Origin of the sequence: Treponema medium (genome assembly GCF_017161265.1) — a bacterium.
In the GTDB taxonomy this organism is placed as follows: domain Bacteria; phylum Spirochaetota; class Spirochaetia; order Treponematales; family Treponemataceae; genus Treponema; species Treponema medium.
In genome coordinates this window covers 2654619-2678687 of record NZ_CP031393.1, presented here as the reverse complement: position 1 = coordinate 2678687, position 24069 = coordinate 2654619, and the positions used below count along the sequence as shown (strand labels likewise).

Genomic DNA, 24069 nt, shown 5'->3' with positions numbered 1-24069 from the left:
CTGTAATGAGGAAAGCTTTTCACGGTTTATTACAAAAAAATGCGTTTGTGTTGTTTATACTGTTAGCAGTGTTTTGCACAGGGTGTATGAATAATAAGACTACTGATGTCGCTGCGGAAATTGAATTTTGGTCGTTTCCTAATTTTACCTCCGATACCGGTGTCGAAGGCGATTTTGAAAAGAGTTTAATCGCGGCGTTTGAAAAAGAAAATCCTTCAATTAAAGTACATTTTACATTGATAAGTTTTACCGATGGAGCGGAAAAGATTGAAAAAGCCATAGCGGAAGGCAAGACTCCCGATATTATTTATGATGCCCCCGGTCGAATTATCGGATGGGCGGGAAAGGGCTTACTTGAACCGCTGGATGATGTTCTCGCAACCGAAAAGCCGTATATCACAACGGAGCTTTTGACTGTTTCCGCCGGTAAAGATAGACGCACCTATATGTACCCGATGCATGAAGGGGCTTTCTCAATGGCGTTTAATAAAGAAATGCTCGAAGACCTGCATCTGATTGATTTGCTGCCGTATAAGCGGAAAGATCGCCAGTGGACGGTTGAAGAGTATGAAGCGCTTTTAACTGCACTTAAAGAAAAGCTACCGGCAGGAACCGTCCCGGGCGTTTTCTATTATAAAAATATGGGCGGCGACCAAGGTACCAGAGCCTTTTTGGTGAATCTTTACGGGAACGCAAATCTTTTGAACGGGGATTATTCCAGTTATATCTATAATTCTACGCAAGCGGTACGGAATGTGGATTGGACGGTACGTGCAATGAAACGGGGCATTTTGCTCGACGGAAAGGATCTTACCTCAAATGATGCGATTGCAATGTTTGTTTCCGCTAAGGCCGCTCATACTATCTTGTATTCTCCTCAGCTCAATAAAATGAATGACGGTAAACGGCGATATAAAGGAAAAAATTTTACACCGATCTATATGCCGTTTCCCAATAATGCCGGCGCTCCGCTTCTTGAATTTTTGGCGGGCGGTGCTTGTGTCTTTAACAACGGCAATGCGAATAAAGTAAAGGCAGCCAAGAAATTTCTCCATTTTGCCGCAACCGACGAAGTGTGGGCTCCTAAGTTGATAAATGCAACCGGAGGCTTCCCTGCAAGCTCTAAGATTCAAATAGAAACTGAAGATGCCGAAATACTGTATAATTCGGTGCTTCAACGGTTCTTCGGTCAGTATTATAACAACATAACCGGTTTTGCACAGATGCGGGAATATTGGAATACACTTTTAAAAGAGGCAACATCGGGGAATGATATTCAAGCTGCACTCAACCGCTTTGTGCGGAATTCCAATGCGACACTGAAAGAATAGGGCAGTTCTAAAAACTTTACGGGAGAATATGATGGCACCAACAGGTTCAAATACACAAAGCGGAATTTCATTTTTTTCAATTCGGAATAAGATGATAACTGCTTTTGCATTTTTTTCGGTTTTTATTTTATTGATAGTCTATATTATCGCGGTATATCTTGCATCCGTTTCCCTCAGAAATAATACGGAATATTTTTTAAAAGAATTGGTTAAAAGTTCATCAAAGGTTTTAGACGAACGCTCTCAGTCGTTATTCGGAAAGCTGGAAGCTTTTTCGAACTTTCCTACTATTCAGGATGAGACGGTATCATATCAAGAAAAAATAGAATTATTTAAGAATGAGATACAAATGCAAAAACAGCGCGGCTGGCTCAGCTTCGGTATTAGCGGACTAGACGGTATGCTCTATCGGACGGATAACACGGTTGAAAAAGTTGCAGCTACTGACTGGTTCCAATCGGCACGTAAGGGAAAGTATGTTATTACCGAACCTGCGTTGTCTTCTGCCTCCCGGAAATATATTTTCATTGTTGCGATTCCCATGCGGGACTTACAAGGAAAGATTACCGGTGTGATTAATGCGACGATTCTGGGTGATGCACTTTCAAATTTGATAAGCGATATTATTGTCGGCGAAACAGGTACTGCATATTTGGTGAGTTCGTCCGGTACTATTTTGGGCAACCGCCGTCCCGAGATTCTTTATAAGAGTATTTACAGCGAAATAATCGGAAGTGAGACAAATGCCTATGCACAGTTTCTTAAACAATCGCTTGCTTCGCATAAGTCTTCGGTTAACGTATCCGAAATAAAAGGCGTTAAGTATATATCCGCCGTTGCTTCGATGCGGTATGCGGATTGGACGCTCCTCTTAACGGCTCCCGTGTCGGAGTTTATGGCGGAGAACGTGACAAATCTTATTAAAACATTTATCATCATTGCGTTAATTCAGTTGGCGGTTGCAATAGCGCTCGGATTCTATATTGCGCGGAATATTACCCATCCCATCAAACACGTTATTGCGGCGCTTCGGAATATTGCACAGGGTGAAGGAGACCTTACTATAGAGTTGCCGGCGAGCGGTAAAGATGAAACAAGTATACTGTCGGCATACTTTAATCAGACTATTGCGAAATTGAAAAACTCAATTCAAAAAATCGGTATGGATTCTCGTGAGATGGAATCGGTCGGTTCCGATCTCGAAAGTAATATGATGTCGGTCAGTGAAGTGGTCTCAAATATTACCGCCGGTATTGATGACTTAAAAAAACGGTTTGTCGAACAGGAAGAAAGCGTATCCGGCACGGCTGCCGCTATTGAGCACATCATAACAACGCTGAGGGATTTGAATGAAAGTATCGGACAGCAAGCCGCAATGATTACCGAATCCTCATCTTCATTTGATAAGATGTCTCACAGTATCGATACCGTAGGCGAAAACGTCGTGGAGACAAGAGAGGTTATCCGTAATCTTTCTACCGCTACCAACGACGGTCGCGAAACGCTGGTAAAAGCAAATGAGGTTTCACAGCGGATATCGGAAGCATCGGGCGATTTGATTGAGGCAGGTGCTGTAATAGAAAATATTGCAAGTCAAACAAACCTGCTCGCAATGAATGCTGCTATCGAGGCTGCCCATGCAGGAGAAGCCGGTAAGGGATTTGCTGTTGTTGCCTCCGAGATTAGAAAGCTTGCAGAAGAATCCAGTACGCAGGGTAAAAAAATTTCCATCACTTTGAAAAATCTTTCTGTTGAAATCGATACGCTTGCGAGTGCTGCTGCCGGCGCCGTTGAAAAGTTTAATATCATTTCCAGCTATTCTAAAGGATTAAGTACCTCTATTGAAGGAGTAGTGCAGGCAATGGATGAGCAGGAAGAAAATGGAAAAATTATCTGGGGCATCATCAACGATGTTACCGGCGTAACAAATGAAGTAAAGAGCGGTTCCGGCGATATGCTTGCCGATGGCGAAAAGGTTGTTTCGGCAACGAAACGGTTGGATGACTTAACACGCATTTTACGGGAAAATATAGAGGATATCGCCTCGCAGACTGAACTGATCAACGAGGCTGCCCAAGAGTCTCTTGAAATTGCTGTCAAAAATAAGCAAAGTATAGATGGTCTTGTCTTGGAAGTAGGTAAGTTTAAAACCGAGAAATAGTCAAAGAAGGTTTGCGTTGCAAACTCGATTATTTATGGGTGCGCCGTTCTGAACTTCGGAGTAAAGCTCCTTGTTCCGGAATGTAATGTGCACGAATATCAGGAGAAAGTATGAAAACAGTAAGAGTAACTTTCGGTTTGTTGTGTATGCTGGCATTGGTTGCAATGACGACAATCGGCTGCGAAAAGAAAGAAGGAGGAGAAAAATCCGAGCATCAGCTTGATAGGACAAAAGAGTTCGTCACGGTTGCTACGGGACCTACAAGCGGTATTTATTTCCCGATCGGCGGGGCATTCGCCGAAGCCTTAAAATCGGCTGGGTATAATACCAGTTCACAAGCGACCGGCGCATCAGCTGAAAACATTTCGATGATCTCGAAGGGTGAAGCGGAGCTTGCAATCGCAATGCAGGATTCCGTTATGCAGGCATATAAGGGCTTCGGCGCCTATGAAGGCAAAGCAAATCCTAAGCTGACTGCTTGTATGCGTTTGTGGCCGAATTACGTACAGCTCGTAACACTGCGCAAATCCGGTATCAAAACCGTTGCAGATTTGAAAGGGAAGCGGGTTGGCGTCGGCGCTGCAAACTCCGGTGTTGAATTAAATGCCCGTATGATTTATGAAGCCTACGGTATGACATACTCCGATAGCAAGGTTGACTATCTGTCTTACGGCGAAGCAATCGATCAAATGAAAAATGGTCAGTGCGATGCAGCCTTTGTTACCTCCGGTCTTCCGAACGGAACGATTATGGAACTTGCTACCAGCTATGATATGGAAATTGTTCCCATTGATGGAGCAGGTAGAGACGCGTTGATTGAAAAGTATCCGTTCTTCTCGCGGACGATTATCCCGGCGAATACCTATAACAATACTGAGGATGTTAATACCGTTTTTGTATATAACATCATGTTGGTAAATAGCGAGCTTTCCGAAGATGTTGTGTATGATATGCTGACTGTTATTTTCGATAATATCTCGACGATTAAAGCATCACACAATGCGGCAAATAAGCATATCGATTTATCCTTCGGTGTAGAGGATGTAAGAATTCCGCTGCATCCGGGCGCTGTAAAATTCTGGCAGGAAAAAGGTTTTAAGACTCCGCAGAATTAACGGCTACGTCTAAATGCGTCGTTTGAGTTTTTGAAAAGTTGTTGCCGGTTGAATGTATATGTATTTACACAGACCGGCTGCATATAAGAATATATCGGATGGAATGGCTTTTTACTGCATTGCGACTAATGCATATACGAACATACTTGTATAAAGTGTGGTTGCTCGTTTTTGCTGTACTACTGGCAGGCTGTTCCTCCGGTGAGACTGTCGAAATTTCCAATCAGGTAACGAAAGAACGGTATTGTATTCAAACTGTACAAACAGGCGATGTTCTTTCGTTTGAGTGGGAACATTCGTTTGAACATGTCTTATGGAAAGAATTTTATCGGGTAACCGATGAACATACGTTTAAACTTTTTACCATTGCCGTTCAAGGTTTTGGCGCCGGTATTCCGGCAGAAATGGACTGCACCTATCGATACGAGGATGGTCTGATCTATATGGAAAATATAGAAGGTAGTGTGTTCAAAGAGTTTAATTGGATCCATTCGCAAAAACATCTCAAAAACATTACGATAAATGATACCGTGCTCATACGGGGAGAGGAGCTTCCTCAGCGAGCAAAAATACGGTTAGGCTTACAGAGGAAGCACTGATACTGCCGAAAGGCTGTACCGCTTCTTCATTATTATCGGGCAATCGCTAAAAACTTGGCTAGATTTGCTTCGTATCCTTCGGAATAGCGATGCCCCATTAAGGAGTACATCTTGGCTACAGAAAAAACTATAGACCAAAAGGCGCTCTTGGAAGAATTTGAACGGGAAAGCAGAACTCGAAACTTTGTTAACCCGATCTTTACAAAGATTCTCAAGTGGACTGCACTGCTGGTTACCTTTTACCATTTAGCTTATGCGTCCGGCTATATCCGGCCGGAGACATTGCGCCATCGTTCCATTCACGTCGGCATGATTTTGTTGATGACGTTTGCAATCTATCCTGCATTTAAAACATCGAGTAGAAAAGTTATCGCATGGTATGATTACATACTGATGATTTTGTCCGTTATCATTCCCGTCTATATGTGGGTGAATTATCAAGCGATTATCGACAGGGTAGGGGATGCAAACCTGACGGACGTTATCATGGGTACCATATTGGTTGTATTGGTAATAGAAGCGGCGCGGCGGATTACGGGTTGGGCCTTACCGGTTATCGGCATCATCTTTATGATCTATGCGCTGATGGGCGCCCGTCAGGGACTTATCCCGATAAACGTGCCGGGACTGTTTTTGCATAGAGGGTTTAAATGGCCGAAATTGATCGGGCACCTCTTTTCAAATACTGAAGGCATTTACGGCACGTCGGTCAACGTTTCTTCGACATATATTTTCTTATTCATCGTATTCGGCGAAATTATGAATAAATGCGGAATGGGAAAATTCTTTAACGATATTGCCATCGGTTTGGCAGGGCATACGAAAGGCGGTCCTGCAAAGGTCGCGGTTATTGCGGCAGGCTTGCTCGGGAGTATCAACGGGTCGGCAATTGCGAATGTTGTTACAACCGGTTCGTTTACAATCCCGCTTATGAAAAAAATCGGGTACAGCAAAGAATTCTCCGGCGATGTTTCATCGACTGCTTCCGTAGGTGGTCAACTTTTACCGCCGATTATGGGCGCTGCCGCATTTATTATGGCGGAAACACTCGGTATTAAGTACAAGGAGATTGTCGTTGCGGCGGCCATCCCTGCGCTGATTTACTATTTGGGTATTATCTTCCAGATTCAGCTGCGCGCATCGAAGGATAAACTCGACGGTATGCCGAAAGATCAGCTGCCCAAGGTGAAAGAAACGCTGAAGATGTATTGGCACCTGACCATCCCGATTTTATTTTTGGTGTATATGCTGTTCTTTAGCGGTTATACCGTTATCAAAGGCGCTTTTTTAACCATCATTTTGACAATCATTATTGCGCAGCTTAAAAAAGAAACGCGCATGAGCCTAAAAGATATAGAATCTGCCTTTGTCGCTTCCGCAAAATCGACGGTATCGGTTGCGATTGCGTGTGCCTGTGTCGGTATTGTTATCGGTGTGTCGAGCTTAACCGGCTTTACCATCAATATGGCAAGCGCGATTATCTCGCTCGGCGGAAAGAGCTTGTTGCTGACGCTGGTCTTTACGATGGTTACCTGTATGCTGCTTGGTATGGGCTTACCGAGTATTCCTGCGTACATCATTACCGTAACGATTGCGGCTCCTGCGTTGATAGAGCTCGGCATTGCGCCGTTGGCTGCTCACTTGTTCTGTTTCTACTTTGCGATGTTTGCCAATATTACGCCGCCGGTTGCGCTTGCCTCATTTGCAGCGGCAGGTATATCGGGCGGTAATCCGATGAAGACGGGAATTGTATCCATTAAGCTGGCGCTCGCCGGTTTTATCATCCCGTATATGTTCGTCTACAATAATCAGCTGTTATTGATGAATACGAATATTTTGCAGGGTATTCAGGTTGCGATTACCGCATGTGTCGGCGTCTTTTTAATCAGCGCCGCCGTAGAAGGGTATTTCCACACCAAAGTGAATATTGTGATGCGGCTTTTAATGCTTGCAGGAGCTTTCTTGCTCATCGACAGCGCCTTATTAACCGACCTTGCCGGTGTCGGCATCTTTGTTGCGTCTATCTTTATTCAGCGCATACTTGCGCGGAGAGAAGCACGGCACGCAGCCGTCTAGGGATTTGGTATACGGTATGGGGATGTCTCAAAAGTTGGTTACTTTTTGGACATCGCCATCAGCACAGCTGATAGCGAGTTTAAAATTAAGTCTTTATACAATAATGACTTAATTTTAAACGTCGTATCTAAATCTAAGGAAACTGTCCAAAAACTGTTACGCAATCCGCTTTAGCGGATATGACAAATCATTTCCTTACAGGAAAAGCCGATAGGCTTTCAGTTTTTGGACAGCCCCGGATGAATTTTTGAGTTGCCGCTGAGATGGCAACTCAAAAAGATTCAAATTATAACGAAGTTTGGTTATAAGGCAAAGGGAAATTTCAGATGAGAGTATTTTACGTTAATTGTCGTCTGGAAGTTCCTGTTGTTTTGTGTGATATAAAACTGTATGGGGGAAAAAATGGAATTAATTCCAAACCGATCATTGAGCAGTTTGTACGTATTTTTGGATTGTGCTTTTTTAGTATTACTCGCATTTTATTTTCTAAAGAGTAAGCGATATATTCCTCTTCTGGTTGGAATACTCGGGGGCTTACTCTATTTTGTAGTAGATTACGGCGGATTTTATTGGTTGCTTGAAACACGAAAAGTGGTTGGTGCAAATCCTTTTTGGTTTTTGCTGTGGCTCAGTATGAGTTATGGGTTTACAAATATGGCGTGGATGTGGCTGTGGTTTGCCGAACCGAAAAATCGTTTGGAGTTTTCACTTTTGATTATCGTGTGGTGGTTTTCTGCGGCGGTTATCAGTAACGGGGCTGGGGCGTCATTCCCGATAATTACAATTCAGCGCGGAACTGGCGGATATCATTGGATTATGGCGGTGTTTTTATTTGTCGGTTATGCGTGGTTGCTCATGAAAAATTTATCTGCTACGCGCGACGATGAGCGAGTACCTCTTTGGAGCATTATATCAATCGGGCTTTTGGTGCAGTTTGCATGGGAATTTATTTTATTTATAACGGGTATCCGTAATGCAGGGCTTCGTACTTTGGTTGTTAATTCGCTGATGGAAACCAATTTGGGTGCGCCATATATGTATTTGATTTACACAACAGTCTCAAAACGGATGCGGAAATAAAGGTGTGTTACGCTGCGGCAGAGGTAAAAGTAACATTCGCGGGTTCGATAGTACCTACTCGATAGACGATATCAGCTTTATGATGAAGCCCATTGATATTCTTTGCAAATACAATGCAAAAAGTAAAAGATATGATGCACGTGACAAAGTGCTTTTTGGAGAGGTGCTTTAACTGAGTTATGATTTTAACAGCAGTCTGACTTTGTTACCGCAGGCGCACTGAAATGGCGCGGCTGAAGATAAATTTTTATTTTACCCAGCCGGTTTTCCAATGCCAGAGCGGTTTTGACAGCGCGGAAGAAAAGGTTTGTACGCGGTTAAAGTCCGGGAGCCAGTCTAAGTCGCTTACCAATTCTTGATAAAAACCGTCGTCGATGGCTAATTCTTCAAGAAAGGTACGCAGTGTGATGTCTTCCGATTCATCGAGCAGGCGATTAGAAAACGCATCGATTCGCCGCGCTTTCGGATTTGCGGTAATGGGGGTGTACTGCGTCATCAGCGAAAGGAGCGCCTTGCCTTTAAGGTTTTGAGCGAACCAACGGAGTACCGCTTGCGAGTCCTCTAATTTTCCCGGAAGTGCAAGATGCCGGACAATAACGCCCGACAGCATTTTGCCGAACGGATACTGCTCATCGGGCGGCGTAAGGTTGAGCGGAGAATGCCGTGCCATCGCTTCGATTGCGGCGCAGGCGCGGTCGGGATAATCCGGAGCGGCAAAAACCCTGCGGGATGTTTCGGTATTAAGCGTTTTGAGGTCGGGGAGCCAGCCGTCGACGGTATCCGCAATCGATTCGAGTGCTTCTACCGTTTCATAAGCGGATGAGTTCCAGACGACGGGAATAGTTAAGCCGTGCTGTTTTGCGGCTCGGAGCCCTGCCCCCAAAGCCGGTACCGCATGGCTGCCCGTAACAATGTTGATATTTTCCGCGCCTGCGTTCTGAAGTGTGAGGCATATTTCGGTAAATTCCTGTTCCGTTACAGCGCGCCCCATACCTTCTTGCGAAATTTGAAAGTTCTGACAAAAAACGCAGCGGAGATTGCAACCGGTCAGGAAAATCGTTCCCGAACCGCCTGCGCCGCTTACCGGAGGCTCTTCTCCAAAGTGTAATCCTGCCCATGCAATGCGCAGCTCCGCCGTTTCTCCACAAAAGCCGCGTTCTCCGGCGTTCCTATTTATCCCGCATCGTTTGGGACAGGCGGTACAGTGCTCATATTCTACGCAACAAAAATCCCGTATCACAAATACTGTTCCTATTAAAGTTTATTCCGTTCAACCATAACGCTCATAATGGCGCTTACGGTGCGCATATCGAGTGTTTCCGCCGCTGCCGAAACAATTACGTGCAGTTCTTCCCAGTCATCATCAGAAAAATTCATATCGCTACTGAAGCTGCCGTCAAAGAGAGAAAAGACGGTGTAGAACCAGTTGACGGCATCTTCTTTTGTATCATTCAGATGCGTACGTAACCAGTATTCAGCCGAATCTTCTGCTAACGGGAGGAGGCTTTTATCGTAACTGCGGATTGTTTTGACAAAAAATTCACACAATTCTTGCCGGAATGCAGGATCAGGTAATTTTTCCATTCGCCGCCGTGCATCGCTATAAAATTTTTCGAGGATATTCATAAGGATGTTACTATAAGAAAAAGAGACCTAAAAAGCAAGCCGCATTTGCAGAAGTGAGTAATCAATGTCTCTGCTATAGCAGGGTTCGATTCCGTGTAAGTATAGACGCAATGCGCAGTGCAAAGCATTTTTTACCCAGCAAGGCATTTTCGTCATAACTGTACGAACATACCAGCTGTTCTTCCGGACAATGAGAAATATACTTAATTGTAAAAATAAGGACAGAGCGTTTTTATACTCTCCAACTATTTCTCAAAAAATTTGCGGTGGTAGGATTCCAAATCCTTGTCTTCGATATGGGTGTAAATTTGTGTAGTGGCGATACTCGCATGACCGAGGAGACATTGTACAGAGCGGAGGTCGGCGCCGCCTGCCAGCAGATGGGTTGCATACGAATGGCGGAGTGTGTGGATTTTTGTGGTAACGCCGCTGAGTTGTTCGATTTCCTGCAAGCGTTTCCAAATACCCTTACGGGTCAGCCGTTCGCCGTGGTGATTTAGGAATACCGCTCCTGTCGTTTCGGTGTTTTCGCGATGCGCCGGTTTTAAAAGAAGCGGACGGGCTGTTTTTAGGTAATCACTAAGTCGCGCTTCTGCTTGCGCCCCAAAGGGGATGATACGCTCCTTTCCGCCCTTGCCGTGAACTTTCAGCAGCTGCTCATTAAAGAAAACATCCTCCAGCGAAAGCATTACCGCTTCGCTTACGCGCAGCCCCGCCGAGTAGATAAGCTCAAACAAGGCGCGGTCGCGGATACCGTTCGGCGTATCCAGCGGGATGGCTGCCAAAAGTTTGTCTACTTCATCAGGGGCGAGCGCCCGCGGCAAGTTTTTTTCGCGGCGGGGGCTTTCCAGCTGCTCTGCAGGATTATCGGCGCGGACGTTTTCCAGCTGCAAAAAGCGATAAAAGGAGCGGAGCGCCGCCTGATCTTTTGCAAGCGTTCTCCCCGTTACCCCTTCTTTCGCCCGCACAAGGAGAAAGCCGATGCAATCGTCTTGAGACGCATCTTCGATAAGGCGCTCATCCCCAAGCTGCTGCTGAAAGAGCCGTAGCGTATTGAGATATGTTTTTGCAGTAAGCTGCGCCCGCGCCTCTGCCGAGATTAAATATCCATAAAATGCCCGTAATTGTATTTCTGTCATCGTAATTTACTCAGGATAAGCACACCAGACGTTGTTTGAATCTTCCCGCAGAATAATTGAGGTCGTTCAACCAGAGTTGAACCTCTTCGCGGTTCAAATGGTCTCACGGCCTCAATTATTCTGCGCTTGTGATTAATTCATCTGGTGTGCTTATTCTTCTTTTAAAATAAATTGTGCGAAATTTTATCCAAAATTTCGCACAAAAAGACTGTAACCGACAACTCCGACGCAGAGCACCGAGATATTAAGCTCTTATATGACTAAAGGTGGTCATAACTTTTGCACCTAGCCTTTCCGTTAGCCTTTTAAAAATAGACTGTTAAAAAGCGTACATCCGTGTACGCTTTTTAACGACAAGTTTGCAGTGCAAACTCGCTACTGCTTATAAGCACGAACATCCCTGTTCGTTCTGATACGTTGAATACTAGTTTCAGAAGCGGCACGGATGCCGCTGGTTCCATCAGAAGCGATGTTTCGCGCTTACGCGAAACTCGCCATGAAAAGTGTACAAGGATGTACACTTTTCATGATGCGACAACGCAGATGCCCGCATATTTTCAAAAGGAGTTACCTTTTGTTGCGTATATACGCCGGCACATCCAAATCGGTATTGGCGCCGGGGAGCTGTACACGGATAGGCTGTCGCGGGGTTTCGGTCATTGCCGGTTGTTGAGGCGGCGGAGCAGCCGGTATTCCTGCATTTCGCGGGCCGAGACCGGGTAGGCTCGGCTGTTGCGGTGTTTGCAGCTTTGCCCATTCGCTTGCCGAAATAAAATCATTTTGTAAAAACGACGTATGAAGCGGTTCAGGCTGAGCTGCTGTCCCCGCCGGCTGCCCCGGCTTCTGTATTATACTCTGAATCGGATCCTCGTCGGTAGGGAAGCCCGTCGCAATGACCGTTACAGTAATCTTATCCTTCATAGCTTCATCGGTTTCATCAACGGTAATGCCGTGGATGGTATCTACATCGGGATGGGCGTTTGCCGTAACAATTTCCATAATATCATTGATTTCCACGGTAGAAGGCATCTCCGCTGCATAGATATTAACCAGTATCCGCGTTGCACCTTCGATGTGGGAATCTTCCAAAAGCGGATTGTTGATAGCATTCGTTGCCGCGTCAACCGCGCGGTTTTCTCCCGATCCGGTACCGACACCCATTAACGCATCGCCCTGACCTGCCATCGTGGAACGGACATCTGCAAAATCGATATTGACCAAGCCATTTTTTGTAATAATATCCGCAATACCCTGTACTGCACGGCGCAGCACATCGTCTGCCATAACAAAAGCATCCTTTATCGTCTGTTTGCTATCTACCATGTTTAACAAATGCTGATTGGGGATGACGACCAGCGTGTCGACGTTTTGGCGAAGTTTTTCAATTCCCGCTTCGGCAGTACGCATCTTTGCGCGTCCTTCAAAAGCGAAAGGCTTTGTAACGACACCGACCGTTAAGGCTCCCTGATCGCGGGCTATCTTTGCGATAACCGGCGCGGAACCGGTACCGGTGCCGCCACCCATACCGGCGGTGATAAAGACCATGTGCGCACCGCGGACGGCATTCGCAATAATTTCGGTGTCTTCCATAGCAGCTTTTTCGCCGACTTCAGGCTTTCCTCCCGCGCCGAGCCCTCCGGTCAACTTTGAACCGATCGCTAATTTCATCGGCGCCTTTGAATAATTAAGTGCCTGCACATCGGTGTTTGCAACGATAAAATCAACGTACTGTATGTTGCACTCCAACATCCTATTAACTGCATTCGAACCGCCTCCGCCCGCGCCGATTACTTTAATAACGGTGGGATTAACCGGTAACAGTTCGTTTTGCTGCATCACTTGGTAATCCATATATATTCCCTCCCCCTCTGGTTTAGAATAGATTTTTCCAAAAGTCTTTGAGTTTGCCGACAATTTTACCCGGTTCTGCTTCTATTTTTTTTGTTTCTTCACCGGAAGCTGCCCGCTGTTTGTACTGCGATAAAATCAGTCCGAGTACGGCGGCAAATTCTGGACTGCGGTATTCTCCGGTTAAACCGCCGAAAGTTCCCGGAATACCTAACCGGACAGCCGGCGTATCGAAGATTTCGGAGGCAAGTTCCGTAGCGCCCGGCATAAGCGAACCGCCGCCGCAGAGAATCACATTGCCTGCAAACCGGTTTGAAGCGGTTACAGGAGCTATTTTATCCTTTACCATCGTAAAAATTTCTGCCATTCGAGCTTGCAGAATATCGCATATATCCGCTTTTTCAATCTGTATGGGCGCCCGTCCGCCCGGCGCGGAAATCAGTACGGATTTATTATCTTCCAAAAGCGGCTGCCAACAGCATCCGTCGGTTATCTTGACCTTCTCGGCGGTTTCAGTCGAAAGCCCTTTGACGATTGCCAAATCGTTTGTCGCATGACCTCCGCCTACGGGCAGCACGGTCGTAAGTATCGGCGCTCCGCCGGACATCACCACAATATCAGTAGTGCCGCCCCCGATATCGATGAGTACCGAACCGAGATCCTGTTCTTCCTGTGTCATAACGGATTCTACGGCAGCCAAACCGTGATACATCGGCGCATCAACTTGTAAATTGGCACGCTTCACGCAATCGACGATATTTTTGATGCAGGTAACCGATCCGGTAATAATATGTACTTCCGCTTCGATGCGGACACCGATAACATTATGTGGATCCACAATACCGCGTTGGTCGTCAACGATATATGATTGAGGGATAACATGCATGACGCGCCTATCCATCGGGATAACGACTGCTCTTGCAGCTTCTATAACGCGGTCGATGTCCTGCTGGTCTATTTCACGGTTTCCTTTACCTTTATCGGTAACGGCGACAATACCGCGGGAATTAATCCCTTCAATGTGGGTGCCGCCGATTCCCGTGATGCAGTGGGTAATCTCTACGCCGGACATCATCTCTGCGGCTTCCACCGCTTCATGGATTCCCTGTACGGTCTTTTCGATATTAACGACGGTTCCTTTCCGTAAGCCTTCAGAAATGCCGGTACCCACGCCGATAATTTGCAGAACGCCTGTTTCCAGTTTTTCAGCGACAACAGCTCTGATTGCGCTGGTACCTATATCCAATCCGACTATGATATCACTCATTGGCTTCACCTCTTAAACGGTAGGAAGCGGTTCCTGCCCGTACATCCAACTCCTCAATCTGTGCACTCAGATCAAGATCCCGTATGACATCCAACGTCAACATCATATACTGCAATCGCTCTTCATTCAATGTACTGTCGGTACGTACCTTAACCGGCGTTTGTACCGGATAGAGGATGAGGTCAAAACCGCCGTATTTTTTCTGTTCAATCTTCATTTCGGAGATTTCGCTGAGTAATGCCGGATTTTTTTTCTGCAAAAGATCCAGTTGTTTAAATAATGGTACAAGCTTTTTGTGCACCTTCATTCCCGCTCGTATAGTCTGAAAGGAAAGGCCGCTGATAACAGGCAACGCTTGCGCTTCTTTTTTTGAGGCCGCTTTAAATACTGTTCCCGTTTTATCTATTTCCATCTGGATAGTGCGGCCGCCAACTGTTGCAAGCAATACGCCAACCGGTTTCCGTTCGATTATTTCAATCAATACCTTGTCCGGATATTTTTTTACCACCCGTGCTTCTGCAACGAGTGGATAGCTTGCAACCCGACGCAATAACACATCTTTATCGATCTTTCCCCATTTTTCCGTTCCGGTCAGACCGGCTGCTTTTTTCAGATCCGTTTCGAGAATGGTGTCGATGCCGAAAAACTGTATCTTTGCTGTTGAATTAAAAGGCAAAATAAAAAGATGATAAACGGAGTCGCCTGCCAAAAAAAGCAGCATCGCTAAAATAATGATTTTAAGGAGCTGCTTCCCTTTTGTTTTTTTTACGGTTTGAGGTAATTGACGCGATTCGGTATATGCATGGTTTTGTAAACCGATAATATCAGACATGTGAAGCGCTCCTTTTTGAATAACTTGAAACATTGATAATCAGTCCGCATAGGCAAAGACTGGTAATGAGCGAAGATCCTCCGAATGAGAAAAAGGGGAGGGGAATACCGGTTGCGGGTAACAGGCGGACTACAACTCCTAAGTTTAAAAAAGATTGAAGGACGATTGAGGAGGCAGCGCCGAACGCAACATAACAACCGAATCGGTTTTTACAGGAAAACGCAATCAGATAGGCTACTGCAGTAAATGCAAGCAAGAGTACAAGATAACCGCACACTCCTAAAAAGCCCATTTCTTCCGCCCATGCGACAAAAATAAAATCGGAGTATATTTCCGGAACACTCGAAATTTTATGCACACCGTTCCCTATTCCCGTACCGTAAAGACCGCTGCCGGCAAGCGCTTCAAGGGCTGCATTGATTTGATAACCTGTATCAAGCGGATCGCTGTCGGGGGATATAAAAGAGAGTACACGCTTCATCCGGTAGGTTGAGGTAACGACCATAAGTACTGCACAGGGAATGGTAACAATCAATCCCTTTAAGAACCAGAGCAATGGCCCTCCTGCAGCAAAAAACATGACCATAAAAATGAGCATTAAAAAGAACGCACTCGAAAAATCGTTTTCAAGGTATATCAGTAATACGAACACCGATGTGATAAAAAAAGGAGGTAATATGGAAATTAAGGGCGCATCCAGTTGATCCGCTTTTTTATCGAAGAAGTTCGCGAGAAAGATAATGAGTAGAAGCTTGATAAATTCCGATGGCTGTAAACTGAAACCTCCGATAGAAATCCAGCGGTTGGCGCCGTTTCGAGGAGATGCAATGCCCGGAATAAAGGGGAGCAACAGAAGGATAAAACCTGCAATCAAAAGATAAGGAAGCAGTTTCCGTAAATGATCGAAACTTAAGAACGAAAAGAAAATGAGACCGATGCTGCCTAAAAGGAGATTGCGGAATTGTCTGACAACAAAATAAGAAGAATCATCAAAAAAACGTTCGGCGTAATGCAGTGATCCCGAATAGAGTACTGCAATTCCAAGTCCGACCATAATGAGAACGAGCAGGATAAACGTGAAGCTGTATCGGTCGCGGTTGATGTTCTTTTCAACGGTGATAGTGTGCTGCATCATACCCGCTCCTTTTGCAGAATAGGTTCAAACTGCTCCAGCGCAAGGCTGCGGGATCCTTTCAGAAATACAAAATCGTTTCGGTTTAATAAGCCGTCTAACGTGTCGCGAAGTTTATCGGCAAATGCTTCCGTAAAGCAGAAAAAAGGTTTGTTTGAAGTTTTCTTTTGCTTCACGACTGCCTCACACATCTCTTTGCCGAAAAAAAACAACACGTCGGCATCGGAAGCAAAAGCTGCTGCACATACGGCACGGTGTGCTTCCGCGGACTCTGCGCCCAGTTCCTTCATCGAGGCGAGCAGATAAATCTTTTTGCCGCTTACCGCGATATTCGCACACAGTGCAAGTCCCGCATTCATCGAATCGGGATTGGCGTTATAGCAGTCGAGTAGATAGGTTACCGGCCCGCGGATAATTTGCGATCTACCGAATAAGGCATGCATCTGTTCGATGCCCGCTTTTATCGACTGCAACCGGATATGACAATATTCCGCAACAGCGATCGCGGCAAAGGTGTTTTGTACGTTATGAATTCCCGGAAGCGGTAAGTGGATAGTTTCTCCCCGATACCGTATCTCCGCGCCGGAAAGTCCTTCGAGAGTATAGGAGGCGGGATCTGCGTCGTAGGTAAAAATTTTTCCATGCGGTACTTCTTGTAAGAACGCCGTGTACTCATTCTTATCAGGGACGAAGCCGACGGAGTTTTCATCAAAACAGGAAAAAATTTGTTTTTTCTCGTGGGCGATAGCGTCTTTAGAACCGAGTATTCCAATATGCGCGGTGCCGATATTGGTGATAACGGCAATGTTCGGTTTCAGGACTGCGGCAAGTTCCGCAATTTCTCCTTTCCGATTCATACCGAGTTCAAAAATTCCTAGTTCATGTTCTTTCGTTACGGTAAAGACCGAGAGCGGCAAGCCTGTTTCGGAATTGAGGTTGCCCTCATTTTTTATAATTCGGTATTTCTGTGCAAAGATGGATGCAAGCAGTTCTTTTGTCGTCGTTTTACCGTTTGAACCGGTTACCCCGATTTTAATGAGCTGCGGGAATTGTTCCAGATAGGCAGCAGCGGCGTCTTGCAGTGCTTTCAACGTATGTTCAACGCGGATACAGGCTGCCTGATGTTTTTCACAGAGGGTGAGGATGAGTTGCGTATTTTTTTGAACGCCGAGATACGCCGCATCGGCAAGTACGCAAGCAGCCCCGTGCTGTAACGCTTGTTCGATATAGCGGTGTCCGTCCTGCTGTGTACCCCGCAGCGGAATAAAGAGCGCATGAGGCTTTATACTTCTGCTGTCTGTTGTAACGGAATCGAATCCCTGATAAGGAGAATAATTGCAAATAAATGTTCCTGCAACTGCCGTGCAGAGAGCCTCCCAACCCAACAACATGGCGCTATCCCTTCTTTTCCTTATCCAAGGAGATGCGGATAATTTGAGAGGAGTCCGCTTTATGCATATCCAATTCTTCGACAGCGATTTTTTCTATCCGCTGCGGTTTGGAGAGGATGGAAATAGCCGAAATCTTTCGTTTGTTTTCTGCAATCAGACGATTTTGCTCGTCATTATATGCGTTTACTTCACGTTCAAGTGTATTATAAACTTGCGACTGTTTAACAGTGAAGAAAAACAGGCATGGTATACTGAGGGTAAGAATCAAAGCTAAAAGGTGTTTCATATCGGTTATGACCTCCTCAAAGAGAGCTTTTTGATGACACGGAGCCGTGCGCTGCGAGATGGCGCATTAGCGGCTGTCTCTTCGGCAGAGGGGCCGACCGGTTTTTTAGTAAGTAATGCTGCACGGGGGACGCCTCCACAAGTACATATCGGCATTTCAGGCGGGCAAATACAGCTTTTTGCAAGGTCTCTAAAAAAAAGTTTGACAATGCGGTCTTCCAGCGAATGAAAGGAGATAACACCCATTTTGCCCTCTGCCGCAAGACACGCAAAGGCTTTTTCCAGTAGATGCGGCAGCCGGTCAAGTTCGCTGTTGACGGCAATTCGTAAGGCTTGGAATGTCTTGGTTGCCGGATGTATGGGGCCGTGTCTGAAACGAGCAGGTACGGCATGGAACACGGTTTCACTTAACTGTCGCGCTTCCGTAAAAGGGCGCTTTTCTCGTTCTGCAACAATAGCACGGGCAATCGGCCGCGAAAAGCGTTCTTCCGCATAGAGGTATAGTAAATCCGCGAGTTTTTTTTCGCTGTAGGTGTTTACGATATCAGCGGCTGTCAGCGATTCATTCGGATTGATACGCATATCGAGCGGTTCGTCGCCGCTGAATGAAAAGCCGCGTTTTGATTCCATATAATGGAAAAGAGAAATGCCAAGATCAAATAAGATGAGTGAAGGCGCCGCTCTATCTTGAGGATATTGATCAAAGAACACATCCGACCAGCCTAAAAAAAACTGCATACGCTCGCCGAATGGAGCAAGCCGTATCTTTGCCTTTGCTTGAATGGCAGGGTCGGCATCGATACCGATAACTTTTAACTGCGGAAAGCGGGTTAAAAATGCCTCGCTATGACCGCCTTCGCCTAATGTTCCATCGATAAGAAGCGGGTCGGATGTTTCCGGGGCAAGCAATTGCAGGCATTCTTGTAATAAAACCGGTGTGTGTACAAAGTTCATACATGTTAAAAACGGATAAGCCCCAAGTCTTCGCTCGCTTGATGGAAATCCGCCTCGCTTCCCTCCAGATAAGCCCGATATTCATCCGCATTCCACAATTCGAGATAACGGTTGATGCCCAATAGCACGCAGTCTTTTTCGAGCTGCGCGTATTCACGTAAACTTTGGGGTATTGAAACACGTCCCGCCTTATCAATGTCTATTTCCTGCGCCGGAGCGATAAGTCTGCGCAGTACAAGACGGGAGTTTGCCTGAAACAACGATGCGGATTGCATAACTTTTTCGGATAGCAATGCCCATTCTTCAGGAGGAAATATCCAGATACAGCGGTCAATTCCTCGGGTAATCACTACTTGTGAGCCCGGAAGTAAACAGCGTAATTTTGCAGGAAACATAATACGTCCCTTTTCGTCAAGCGTATTATTATACTCTCCTGAAAACACACTTTTTTCCACTTTTACCTACTTTCCTCCACTTTTCCCCATTTACTTTTATTTTACCGGTAAAATGATAAATGTCAATGCTTTTTTTGCCGATATTATTGGGCAATCGAATTAGACGGTTTTATCCCTCTCTTCGGATATAAGTCCTCTAGTAGAAAATGCAAAAAACTATTATTGTTTTGATAGGAGGATTGTATGAAGATTCATAAATATTTAAAAAAGATAGTCCCACTTCTCATGCTGGGCATTTTGCTTACTGCCTGTACGACTACGGAACAGGCTAAACGTCATGCTGAATTATCGAAACCGGTACTGATAGAACACCCCGAACGTTTTTTTTGGGAGATAAAGGGTAATAAAGGTTCCGTCTATGTGCTGGGAACCGTTCATGTTGCTGATAAAAGTTTTTATCCGCTTGAAAAGAACGTGCTCCGTGCATTCGATAAAGCTGACCGCTTAGTAAGTGAAATCGGCGGTAAGGCAGAACTGGATGCATTCACCGGAAAGTTGCAAACCGTTATCATGAAGAATATAAATGCCGATCCCAAAAAGAGTTTGCTTAAAGTCTTATCAGAGGAAGATCTTGCTTTCCTCTATGAAACGATTGGTGATGATACGGTGCATCAGCTTGCCTTATTTAATCCGTGGATTTTGAACACGGTCTTAGCGCAGCTTTTAATGAATAAAGCAGGGTTAAATGCCGGAGACGGTATTGATATGTATTTGATGCAGCGGGCTGAAAATAAAAAAATTGCAGCGCTCGATACGGCAGAGCAGCAGCTTGCAGTGTTATCGTACGGTACTTTTGAAGAGCAACTTGCTCTATTAAAGGATTCCATACAAGCATTGCGAGATATTGATAAGAGTATTGAAGAAATGCATAGGATTCGGGATTTTTATCTGAGTAATAATCGGAAAGAGCTTTCAGCGTTGCTGGTCGAATTACTTTTGAATGTACCGTCTTCTTTCTCTGAAAAAAAGGCGCAAGCTTATATCGATACACTGTTGACCGATCGGAACCGGATATGGGCGCAGAAATTCGATGAATACCTGCGCGAAGGCGGCAATACGTTCGTTTTTGCCGGTACTGCACACTTCCTTGGAAAGTCAAACGTTTTTGAAATTATGCGGAAGAAGAATATGCTTGAGTAAAAAACAAGGTTTATTCGTGCGGAGGGTTTAATACCCGCCCTTCATCTACCGCCACGGACGGCGGTGGTTCCATGCAGCAGCGATGTTTTTTGCTTGAGCAAAAAACTCGCGTTCAAAAATTGACAAGGACGTCAATTTTTGAACTTGCCACGGATGGCATCGTTCAGGAATGTTTTTCATCCCCGTATAGTTACTTTGTGGGGATGATTATTCCTTCTTCTTACCGAAGCCGTACTCGTCCCGTTCAGGGGGAACGTACCAATCAACGGCGAACCAGAGGCGGGAATCGGCAAGGTCTTGTGCGATTTGTCCGAGCGCGACCTTTGCTGTCGTTTCCGCAATCAGATAGCGTTTGCCATTGTGCGTAAAGCGTGCTCCTTCGCCGGTGCAATCAACGGCTGCAACTGCGTGTTTTTGTTCCGGCGCAATCATCAAGATTGAATCGATATTGAAATGCTGTAATAGTACGGACATCAACAGTGCGCGGCTGTCGCAATCGCCGCTCCGGTCGCTGCACACGGCCGGGATATTGAGAAAGTCTGCTCCGCTTTCATCCCTTGTGTAGGTAAAGTTCTGCATCCACTCAAGCAGGGAAGCAGCGATAGTTTCCGCAGCAGGCATTTTTCCTTCTTTGTCCACTTCGATTAATTCTTTTTCCAGCATCAATGCAAGGTGGCGGCAGCGGGCAATACTGTCGCGGTAAATCATCCGGTAATAGCGCTGCCATGCTTTTTGCTGCAGCGGGGAATTGAGGTAGCGGGTCAACAGGGCAAACTCACGATCTATTACTGCTTGATTCGCTTCGGAATCGGAGCGATCAAAATGGACGGAAAGTTTTTTTCCGTTAAAGAGTACTTCTTTTTTTACCGTCCCTTCTTTGGGATATACCGCTTGAATCATCGGCCCGGGTTCAAAAAAGGACTGACGACTGATGAACACCGCATCCAAACAGGAAATCATCATCGGCTCATATTCCTGCGCTTTTTCTGCCTGCGTCGTCGTTAGGACAACCAGCCACCCCTTTTGTTCGGCGAGCGGCTGCACCAAAAGCCAGCCAGCTTGTTTTTGGTTTTGCTGTGTAAATTGAAGGTTTGCAACGAGTGCGGGGTTGCCCTGCATCAAAAATTGTATCGCCTTTTTCTGCGCTTTCAGTTGAGAAAAAATATGTTCCGCCGCAGCGGTTACCGTACCGAACTGTTGATATGGGTAGAGCGCAACCTGTAATCCGACAGGGATAATCGTATTTTGATAAAGGTAGCGGGAATTATCCCGAGAATTCACCTGCCTGAATCCCTCCGGTAAATCCAATGTATAGCCTAACGAAGGATTGCTGACCAGCTCCGCCCGAAGCGGATAGCCGATACAAAACGATAAAAGAATGAAACATAACAAGTGCTGAATTTTTTTCCGATTCATCATATACTCCCCACTATGCACAATAATCAACAAAATATTGTAAAGAAATCCATTCCGATTGTATACGAGGACGAGGCGATTTGTATCGTTAATAAGCCTTACGGCATTCCGGTACAGGGTGGAGCGCACATTTCTGTGTGCCTTACCGAGATTTTAAGCAAGCAGCTTGGAATTGAAATATTCCCCGTACATCGGCTTGATAAAGAGACCTCCGGCTTATTGGTAACGGCGAAAAGCGCCGCCGCCGCCCGTTCGTGCCGCACCTTGTTTGAGTCGCGAGTGGTCGAAAAGGAATATCTTGCATTATGCTTCGGCAGTTTTGAACATTCTGTAAATAAGAAAACACTGAAACCCATTCCGAAGGAAGGCCTTATCGATATGCCGGTTATGGAAAACGGCACGCCGAAGCCTGCCTCAAGTGCGTACAAACTGCTTGCAGGTACGGACGCATACAGCTTGTTCTCCGTCCGGTTGCATACCGGCAGAATGCACCAAATCCGTATTCACCTTGCCGGTATCGGCTGCCCGATTATCGGCGATGACAAGCACGGAAACTTTGCATTAAATAAACAGCTTTGGAAAACCGCCCACATTAAAAAGCTTCAGCTTTGCGCATATCGCCTAAGTTTTCCCATCGGCGGCAAACTTCACCTTTTCACTGTGCCGACACCCGAACATATACAGGCGGCGATTGATATGCTGATAGGGGAAGGTATATTGATATGCTAATAGGGGGTTGTCTAAAAACTGATTCGCAATCCGCGGAGTGGTACAGTAACAGTGCAATGGCTAAATTCGCCATCAACTGATGAACAGGGATGTCCATCAGTTGATGAAAGTATCATCGTAGTCATCCCCCTCTTAGCTTTGCTCCTGATGGGTCGATTCATAATTCATAATTCATAATTCATAATCGGTTTCCGCACAGCAGGAAGACAACCGCATCAAAATACTTTTGATGCGGTTGCCGCGGGAGTATTCTCTCTGTAGCAGTAGTATTACTGGGCTTTTTGTTAAACACTACCGCCGTAAGCAGCGCTGTTGTCTTTTATTACTCCCTACGTTCTTGCAGTACCTCAGTTTCAGTTTTTATCAAAAAACGATGAATTATCTCCATTTTGTTAGCCATTTTTGTATCCGTGCTTTATAAGTAGTTATATATGCCTATGGAGGAACATACTATGAAAAAACACAACTGCTCAAGCCGATACATCCGTGTACCGGCTTGGGCTACGAGTTTTTGCCCAGCAAAAACATCGCTTCTGCATGGAACCAGCGGCATCCTTGCCGCTCCTGAAATGCCTTTTGAAAAGAGATGATGCAGATACAAGGAGCTAGGCAAAAAAGTACCGCAGGCGTATTTTAATACGTTGAGGACACTTTTTTGCCGTACGACGCAGTAGATGTGTCGTATATTTTCAAAAGAAGAGCATCAGTCGACTATATCAATCCCAATATGCCAATCAGATGTCTTGAATACATCGCTCGTTTGTATGAGCAGTTCTATAAGTCAAAAGAAAAGTATAGCCGTAAACAGTTAGCTATCCCAACGCCGGAGTTTTATGTCTTTTATAACGGAAAAGAACCATATCGCGGTGATTCGCTCTTAAAATTATCAGATTCATTCACGCAAACACATGATGAGTATGCCCTTGAATTATCCGTAAAAGTGGTTAATATCAATTATGATAAAGCAAGTGAAATACTTAAACGCTGCAAGCCGCTGAAACAATACAGCTTGTTTGTTGATGCCGTACGCCGCAATATTGCTGTCGATAAGGAACATGGGTTTGAAAAAGCAATTAAAGAATGCCTTTCTATCGATGTACGTCCTTGTACATCGATAGATGGCAAGTTTGTATATCAAACTTGCTACTGTTGAGAACCACCGCCATCCGTGGCGGTACTGAAATGACTTTTGCAAATAGGCGGTATAGATGCTAGGAGCGTACAAAAAACACCCGCAGGCGTACTTGTTGTACGCCGAGGACTGTTTTTTGTGAAGCGACAACGCAGATATACCGCCTATTTGCAAAAGAGAGGAGGTAATAAACATTGTTAATAGGTAAATACGATTATGATACCGACATAGCAGTACAACTCGGTCTCTCGCGAGAAAAAATAGCGCAAGCAACCGGTCTAACCACAGCCGAAGTGGAAGCAATTTGTAATGGGTAATGTGTAATTGCCCATTAATAATCGCTTCTTCCTTCCCGAAATCT

General features: G+C 45.5%; 24 protein-coding genes and 1 pseudogene. 11 read left to right on the top strand and 14 right to left on the bottom strand.

Annotated elements, in window-relative coordinates; all coding sequences use genetic code 11:
* Window positions 1–5: 5 nt before the first annotated feature.
* The 6 genes from DWB79_RS11765 (at window position 6) to DWB79_RS11740 (ending at window position 8362) form a co-directional block, all read left to right on the top strand.
* Window positions 6–1331: an ABC transporter substrate-binding protein gene (locus DWB79_RS11765; protein ID WP_016524274.1), complete on the top strand. Its 1326-nt coding sequence runs from the start codon at window positions 6–8 to the stop codon at window positions 1329–1331.
* A gap of 28 nt (window positions 1332–1359) precedes the next feature.
* Complete coding sequence (locus tag DWB79_RS11760; RefSeq protein ID WP_051125832.1) at window positions 1360–3492, top strand: methyl-accepting chemotaxis protein; 2133 nt, start codon at window positions 1360–1362, stop codon at window positions 3490–3492.
* Window positions 3493–3602: 110 nt separating this feature from the next.
* Entirely contained in the window at window positions 3603–4607 is a 1005-nt protein-coding gene (locus DWB79_RS11755; protein ID WP_016524272.1) for a TAXI family TRAP transporter solute-binding subunit, read from the top strand.
* Between the two features lie 155 nt (window positions 4608–4762).
* A complete protein-coding gene (locus DWB79_RS11750) occupies window positions 4763–5206 on the top strand; it encodes a DUF1850 domain-containing protein (protein WP_252722484.1) in 444 nt (147 codons plus the stop codon).
* A 111-nt stretch (window positions 5207–5317) separates the two neighbouring features.
* Window positions 5318–7282 (top strand): TRAP transporter permease, encoded by a 1965-nt coding sequence (locus tag DWB79_RS11745; protein WP_016524270.1) that lies wholly within the window; start codon window positions 5318–5320, stop codon window positions 7280–7282.
* 402 nt (window positions 7283–7684) lie between these two features.
* Window positions 7685–8362 carry a hypothetical protein gene (locus DWB79_RS11740; protein WP_016524269.1) on the top strand — a complete coding sequence of 226 codons (678 nt, stop codon included), beginning with the start codon at window positions 7685–7687 and terminating at the stop codon, window positions 8360–8362.
* A 247-nt stretch (window positions 8363–8609) separates the two neighbouring features.
* Here the strand turns inward: DWB79_RS11740 and DWB79_RS11735 are convergent, their stop codons facing one another.
* From DWB79_RS11735 to mraZ, 12 genes and pseudogenes are all read right to left on the bottom strand, one after another.
* Window positions 8610–9602, bottom strand: a complete 993-nt coding sequence (locus DWB79_RS11735) for a radical SAM protein (protein WP_016524268.1) — start codon at window positions 9600–9602, stop codon at window positions 8610–8612.
* A gap of 14 nt (window positions 9603–9616) precedes the next feature.
* Window positions 9617–9988, bottom strand: coding sequence for a hypothetical protein (locus tag DWB79_RS11730; RefSeq protein ID WP_016524267.1), 372 nt, complete (start codon window positions 9986–9988; stop codon window positions 9617–9619).
* An 88-nt stretch (window positions 9989–10076) separates the two neighbouring features.
* Window positions 10077–10193 (bottom strand): annotated as a pseudogene (locus DWB79_RS11725) (hypothetical protein); the annotation flags it as partial.
* A gap of 40 nt (window positions 10194–10233) precedes the next feature.
* Complete coding sequence (locus DWB79_RS11720) at window positions 10234–11127, bottom strand: tyrosine-type recombinase/integrase (protein ID WP_016524266.1); 894 nt, start codon at window positions 11125–11127, stop codon at window positions 10234–10236.
* 567 nt (window positions 11128–11694) lie between these two features.
* Window positions 11695–12978 carry a cell division protein FtsZ gene (ftsZ, locus tag DWB79_RS11715; protein WP_016524265.1) on the bottom strand — a complete coding sequence of 428 codons (1284 nt, stop codon included), beginning with the start codon at window positions 12976–12978 and terminating at the stop codon, window positions 11695–11697.
* A gap of 22 nt (window positions 12979–13000) precedes the next feature.
* Entirely contained in the window at window positions 13001–14242 is a 1242-nt protein-coding gene (gene ftsA, locus DWB79_RS11710; protein ID WP_016524264.1) for a cell division protein FtsA, read from the bottom strand.
* Complete coding sequence (locus tag DWB79_RS11705; RefSeq protein WP_016524263.1) at window positions 14235–15074, bottom strand: cell division protein FtsQ/DivIB; 840 nt, start codon at window positions 15072–15074, stop codon at window positions 14235–14237. Before DWB79_RS11705 ends, ftsA begins: the two co-directional genes overlap by 8 nt.
* A complete protein-coding gene (ftsW, locus tag DWB79_RS11700; protein ID WP_016524262.1) occupies window positions 15067–16209 on the bottom strand; it encodes a putative lipid II flippase FtsW in 1143 nt (380 codons plus the stop codon). The genes DWB79_RS11705 and ftsW overlap by 8 nt, the downstream gene beginning before the upstream one ends.
* A complete protein-coding gene (locus tag DWB79_RS11695) occupies window positions 16206–17597 on the bottom strand; it encodes a UDP-N-acetylmuramoyl-tripeptide--D-alanyl-D-alanine ligase (protein WP_016524261.1) in 1392 nt (463 codons plus the stop codon). The genes ftsW and DWB79_RS11695 overlap by 4 nt, the downstream gene beginning before the upstream one ends.
* Before the next feature lie 4 nt (window positions 17598–17601).
* A complete protein-coding gene (locus tag DWB79_RS11690; protein ID WP_016524260.1) occupies window positions 17602–17883 on the bottom strand; it encodes an FtsB/FtsL family cell division protein in 282 nt (93 codons plus the stop codon).
* Between the two features lie 5 nt (window positions 17884–17888).
* Window positions 17889–18836 carry a 16S rRNA (cytosine(1402)-N(4))-methyltransferase RsmH gene (gene rsmH, locus DWB79_RS11685; protein WP_016524259.1) on the bottom strand — a complete coding sequence of 316 codons (948 nt, stop codon included), beginning with the start codon at window positions 18834–18836 and terminating at the stop codon, window positions 17889–17891.
* Between the two features lie 5 nt (window positions 18837–18841).
* A complete protein-coding gene (gene mraZ, locus DWB79_RS11680) occupies window positions 18842–19291 on the bottom strand; it encodes a division/cell wall cluster transcriptional repressor MraZ (protein WP_016524258.1) in 450 nt (149 codons plus the stop codon).
* 183 nt (window positions 19292–19474) lie between these two features.
* Between mraZ and DWB79_RS11675 the strand changes: the two genes are divergently transcribed.
* Complete coding sequence (locus tag DWB79_RS11675; RefSeq protein WP_016524257.1) at window positions 19475–20431, top strand: TraB/GumN family protein; 957 nt, start codon at window positions 19475–19477, stop codon at window positions 20429–20431.
* Window positions 20432–20476: 45 nt separating this feature from the next.
* Here DWB79_RS11675 and DWB79_RS12225 read toward each other — a convergent pair whose 3' ends face one another.
* Window positions 20477–20611 (bottom strand): hypothetical protein, encoded by a 135-nt coding sequence (locus tag DWB79_RS12225; RefSeq protein WP_276588726.1) that lies wholly within the window; start codon window positions 20609–20611, stop codon window positions 20477–20479.
* A gap of 27 nt (window positions 20612–20638) precedes the next feature.
* The gene (locus DWB79_RS11670; RefSeq protein WP_252722483.1) at window positions 20639–21850 is read right to left on the bottom strand and encodes a hypothetical protein; all 1212 of its coding nucleotides are present in this window, start codon (window positions 21848–21850) and stop codon (window positions 20639–20641) included.
* Between the two features lie 12 nt (window positions 21851–21862).
* Between DWB79_RS11670 and DWB79_RS11665 the strand changes: the two genes are divergently transcribed.
* The 4 genes from DWB79_RS11665 to DWB79_RS12220 all read left to right on the top strand — a co-directional run bounded on the left by DWB79_RS11665 (window position 21863) and on the right by DWB79_RS12220 (window position 24025).
* Window positions 21863–22576 (top strand): RluA family pseudouridine synthase, encoded by a 714-nt coding sequence (locus DWB79_RS11665; RefSeq protein ID WP_016524255.1) that lies wholly within the window; start codon window positions 21863–21865, stop codon window positions 22574–22576.
* Window positions 22577–23028: 452 nt separating this feature from the next.
* Window positions 23029–23166: a hypothetical protein gene (locus DWB79_RS11660; protein WP_156831523.1), complete on the top strand. Its 138-nt coding sequence runs from the start codon at window positions 23029–23031 to the stop codon at window positions 23164–23166.
* Between the two features lie 137 nt (window positions 23167–23303).
* Window positions 23304–23729 (top strand): hypothetical protein, encoded by a 426-nt coding sequence (locus tag DWB79_RS11655; RefSeq protein WP_420825626.1) that lies wholly within the window; start codon window positions 23304–23306, stop codon window positions 23727–23729.
* Between the two features lie 173 nt (window positions 23730–23902).
* The gene (locus DWB79_RS12220) at window positions 23903–24025 is read left to right on the top strand and encodes a hypothetical protein (RefSeq protein WP_276324598.1); all 123 of its coding nucleotides are present in this window, start codon (window positions 23903–23905) and stop codon (window positions 24023–24025) included.
* Window positions 24026–24069: the final 44 nt, after the last annotated feature.

What these genes read in the sequence shown, in the direction of transcription:
- DWB79_RS11765 (WP_016524274.1), top strand. Translation starts at nt 6, where the DNA reads ATGAGGAAAGCTTTTCACGGTTTATTACAAAAAAATGCGTTTGTGTTG.
- DWB79_RS11760 (WP_051125832.1), top strand. Translation starts at nt 1,360, where the DNA reads ATGATGGCACCAACAGGTTCAAATACACAAAGCGGAATTTCATTTTTT.
- DWB79_RS11755 (WP_016524272.1), top strand. Translation starts at nt 3,603, where the DNA reads ATGAAAACAGTAAGAGTAACTTTCGGTTTGTTGTGTATGCTGGCATTG.
- DWB79_RS11740 (WP_016524269.1), top strand. Translation starts at nt 7,685, where the DNA reads ATGGAATTAATTCCAAACCGATCATTGAGCAGTTTGTACGTATTTTTG.
- DWB79_RS11730 (WP_016524267.1), bottom strand. Translation starts at nt 9,988, where the DNA reads ATGAATATCCTCGAAAAATTTTATAGCGATGCACGGCGGCGAATGGAA.
- DWB79_RS11720 (WP_016524266.1), bottom strand. Translation starts at nt 11,127, where the DNA reads ATGACAGAAATACAATTACGGGCATTTTATGGATATTTAATCTCGGCA.
- ftsZ (WP_016524265.1), bottom strand. Translation starts at nt 12,978, where the DNA reads ATGGATTACCAAGTGATGCAGCAAAACGAACTGTTACCGGTTAATCCC.
- ftsA (WP_016524264.1), bottom strand. Translation starts at nt 14,242, where the DNA reads ATGAGTGATATCATAGTCGGATTGGATATAGGTACCAGCGCAATCAGA.
- DWB79_RS11705 (WP_016524263.1), bottom strand. Translation starts at nt 15,074, where the DNA reads ATGTCTGATATTATCGGTTTACAAAACCATGCATATACCGAATCGCGT.
- ftsW (WP_016524262.1), bottom strand. Translation starts at nt 16,209, where the DNA reads ATGATGCAGCACACTATCACCGTTGAAAAGAACATCAACCGCGACCGA.
- DWB79_RS11695 (WP_016524261.1), bottom strand. Translation starts at nt 17,597, where the DNA reads ATGTTGTTGGGTTGGGAGGCTCTCTGCACGGCAGTTGCAGGAACATTT.
- DWB79_RS11690 (WP_016524260.1), bottom strand. Translation starts at nt 17,883, where the DNA reads ATGAAACACCTTTTAGCTTTGATTCTTACCCTCAGTATACCATGCCTG.
- rsmH (WP_016524259.1), bottom strand. Translation starts at nt 18,836, where the DNA reads ATGAACTTTGTACACACACCGGTTTTATTACAAGAATGCCTGCAATTG.
- DWB79_RS11675 (WP_016524257.1), top strand. Translation starts at nt 19,475, where the DNA reads ATGAAGATTCATAAATATTTAAAAAAGATAGTCCCACTTCTCATGCTG.
- DWB79_RS12225 (WP_276588726.1), bottom strand. Translation starts at nt 20,611, where the DNA reads ATGAAAAACATTCCTGAACGATGCCATCCGTGGCAAGTTCAAAAATTG.
- DWB79_RS11670 (WP_252722483.1), bottom strand. Translation starts at nt 21,850, where the DNA reads ATGATGAATCGGAAAAAAATTCAGCACTTGTTATGTTTCATTCTTTTA.
- DWB79_RS11665 (WP_016524255.1), top strand. Translation starts at nt 21,863, where the DNA reads ATGCACAATAATCAACAAAATATTGTAAAGAAATCCATTCCGATTGTA.
- DWB79_RS11660 (WP_156831523.1), top strand. Translation starts at nt 23,029, where the DNA reads ATGAAAAAACACAACTGCTCAAGCCGATACATCCGTGTACCGGCTTGG.
- DWB79_RS11655 (WP_420825626.1), top strand. Translation starts at nt 23,304, where the DNA reads ATGCCAATCAGATGTCTTGAATACATCGCTCGTTTGTATGAGCAGTTC.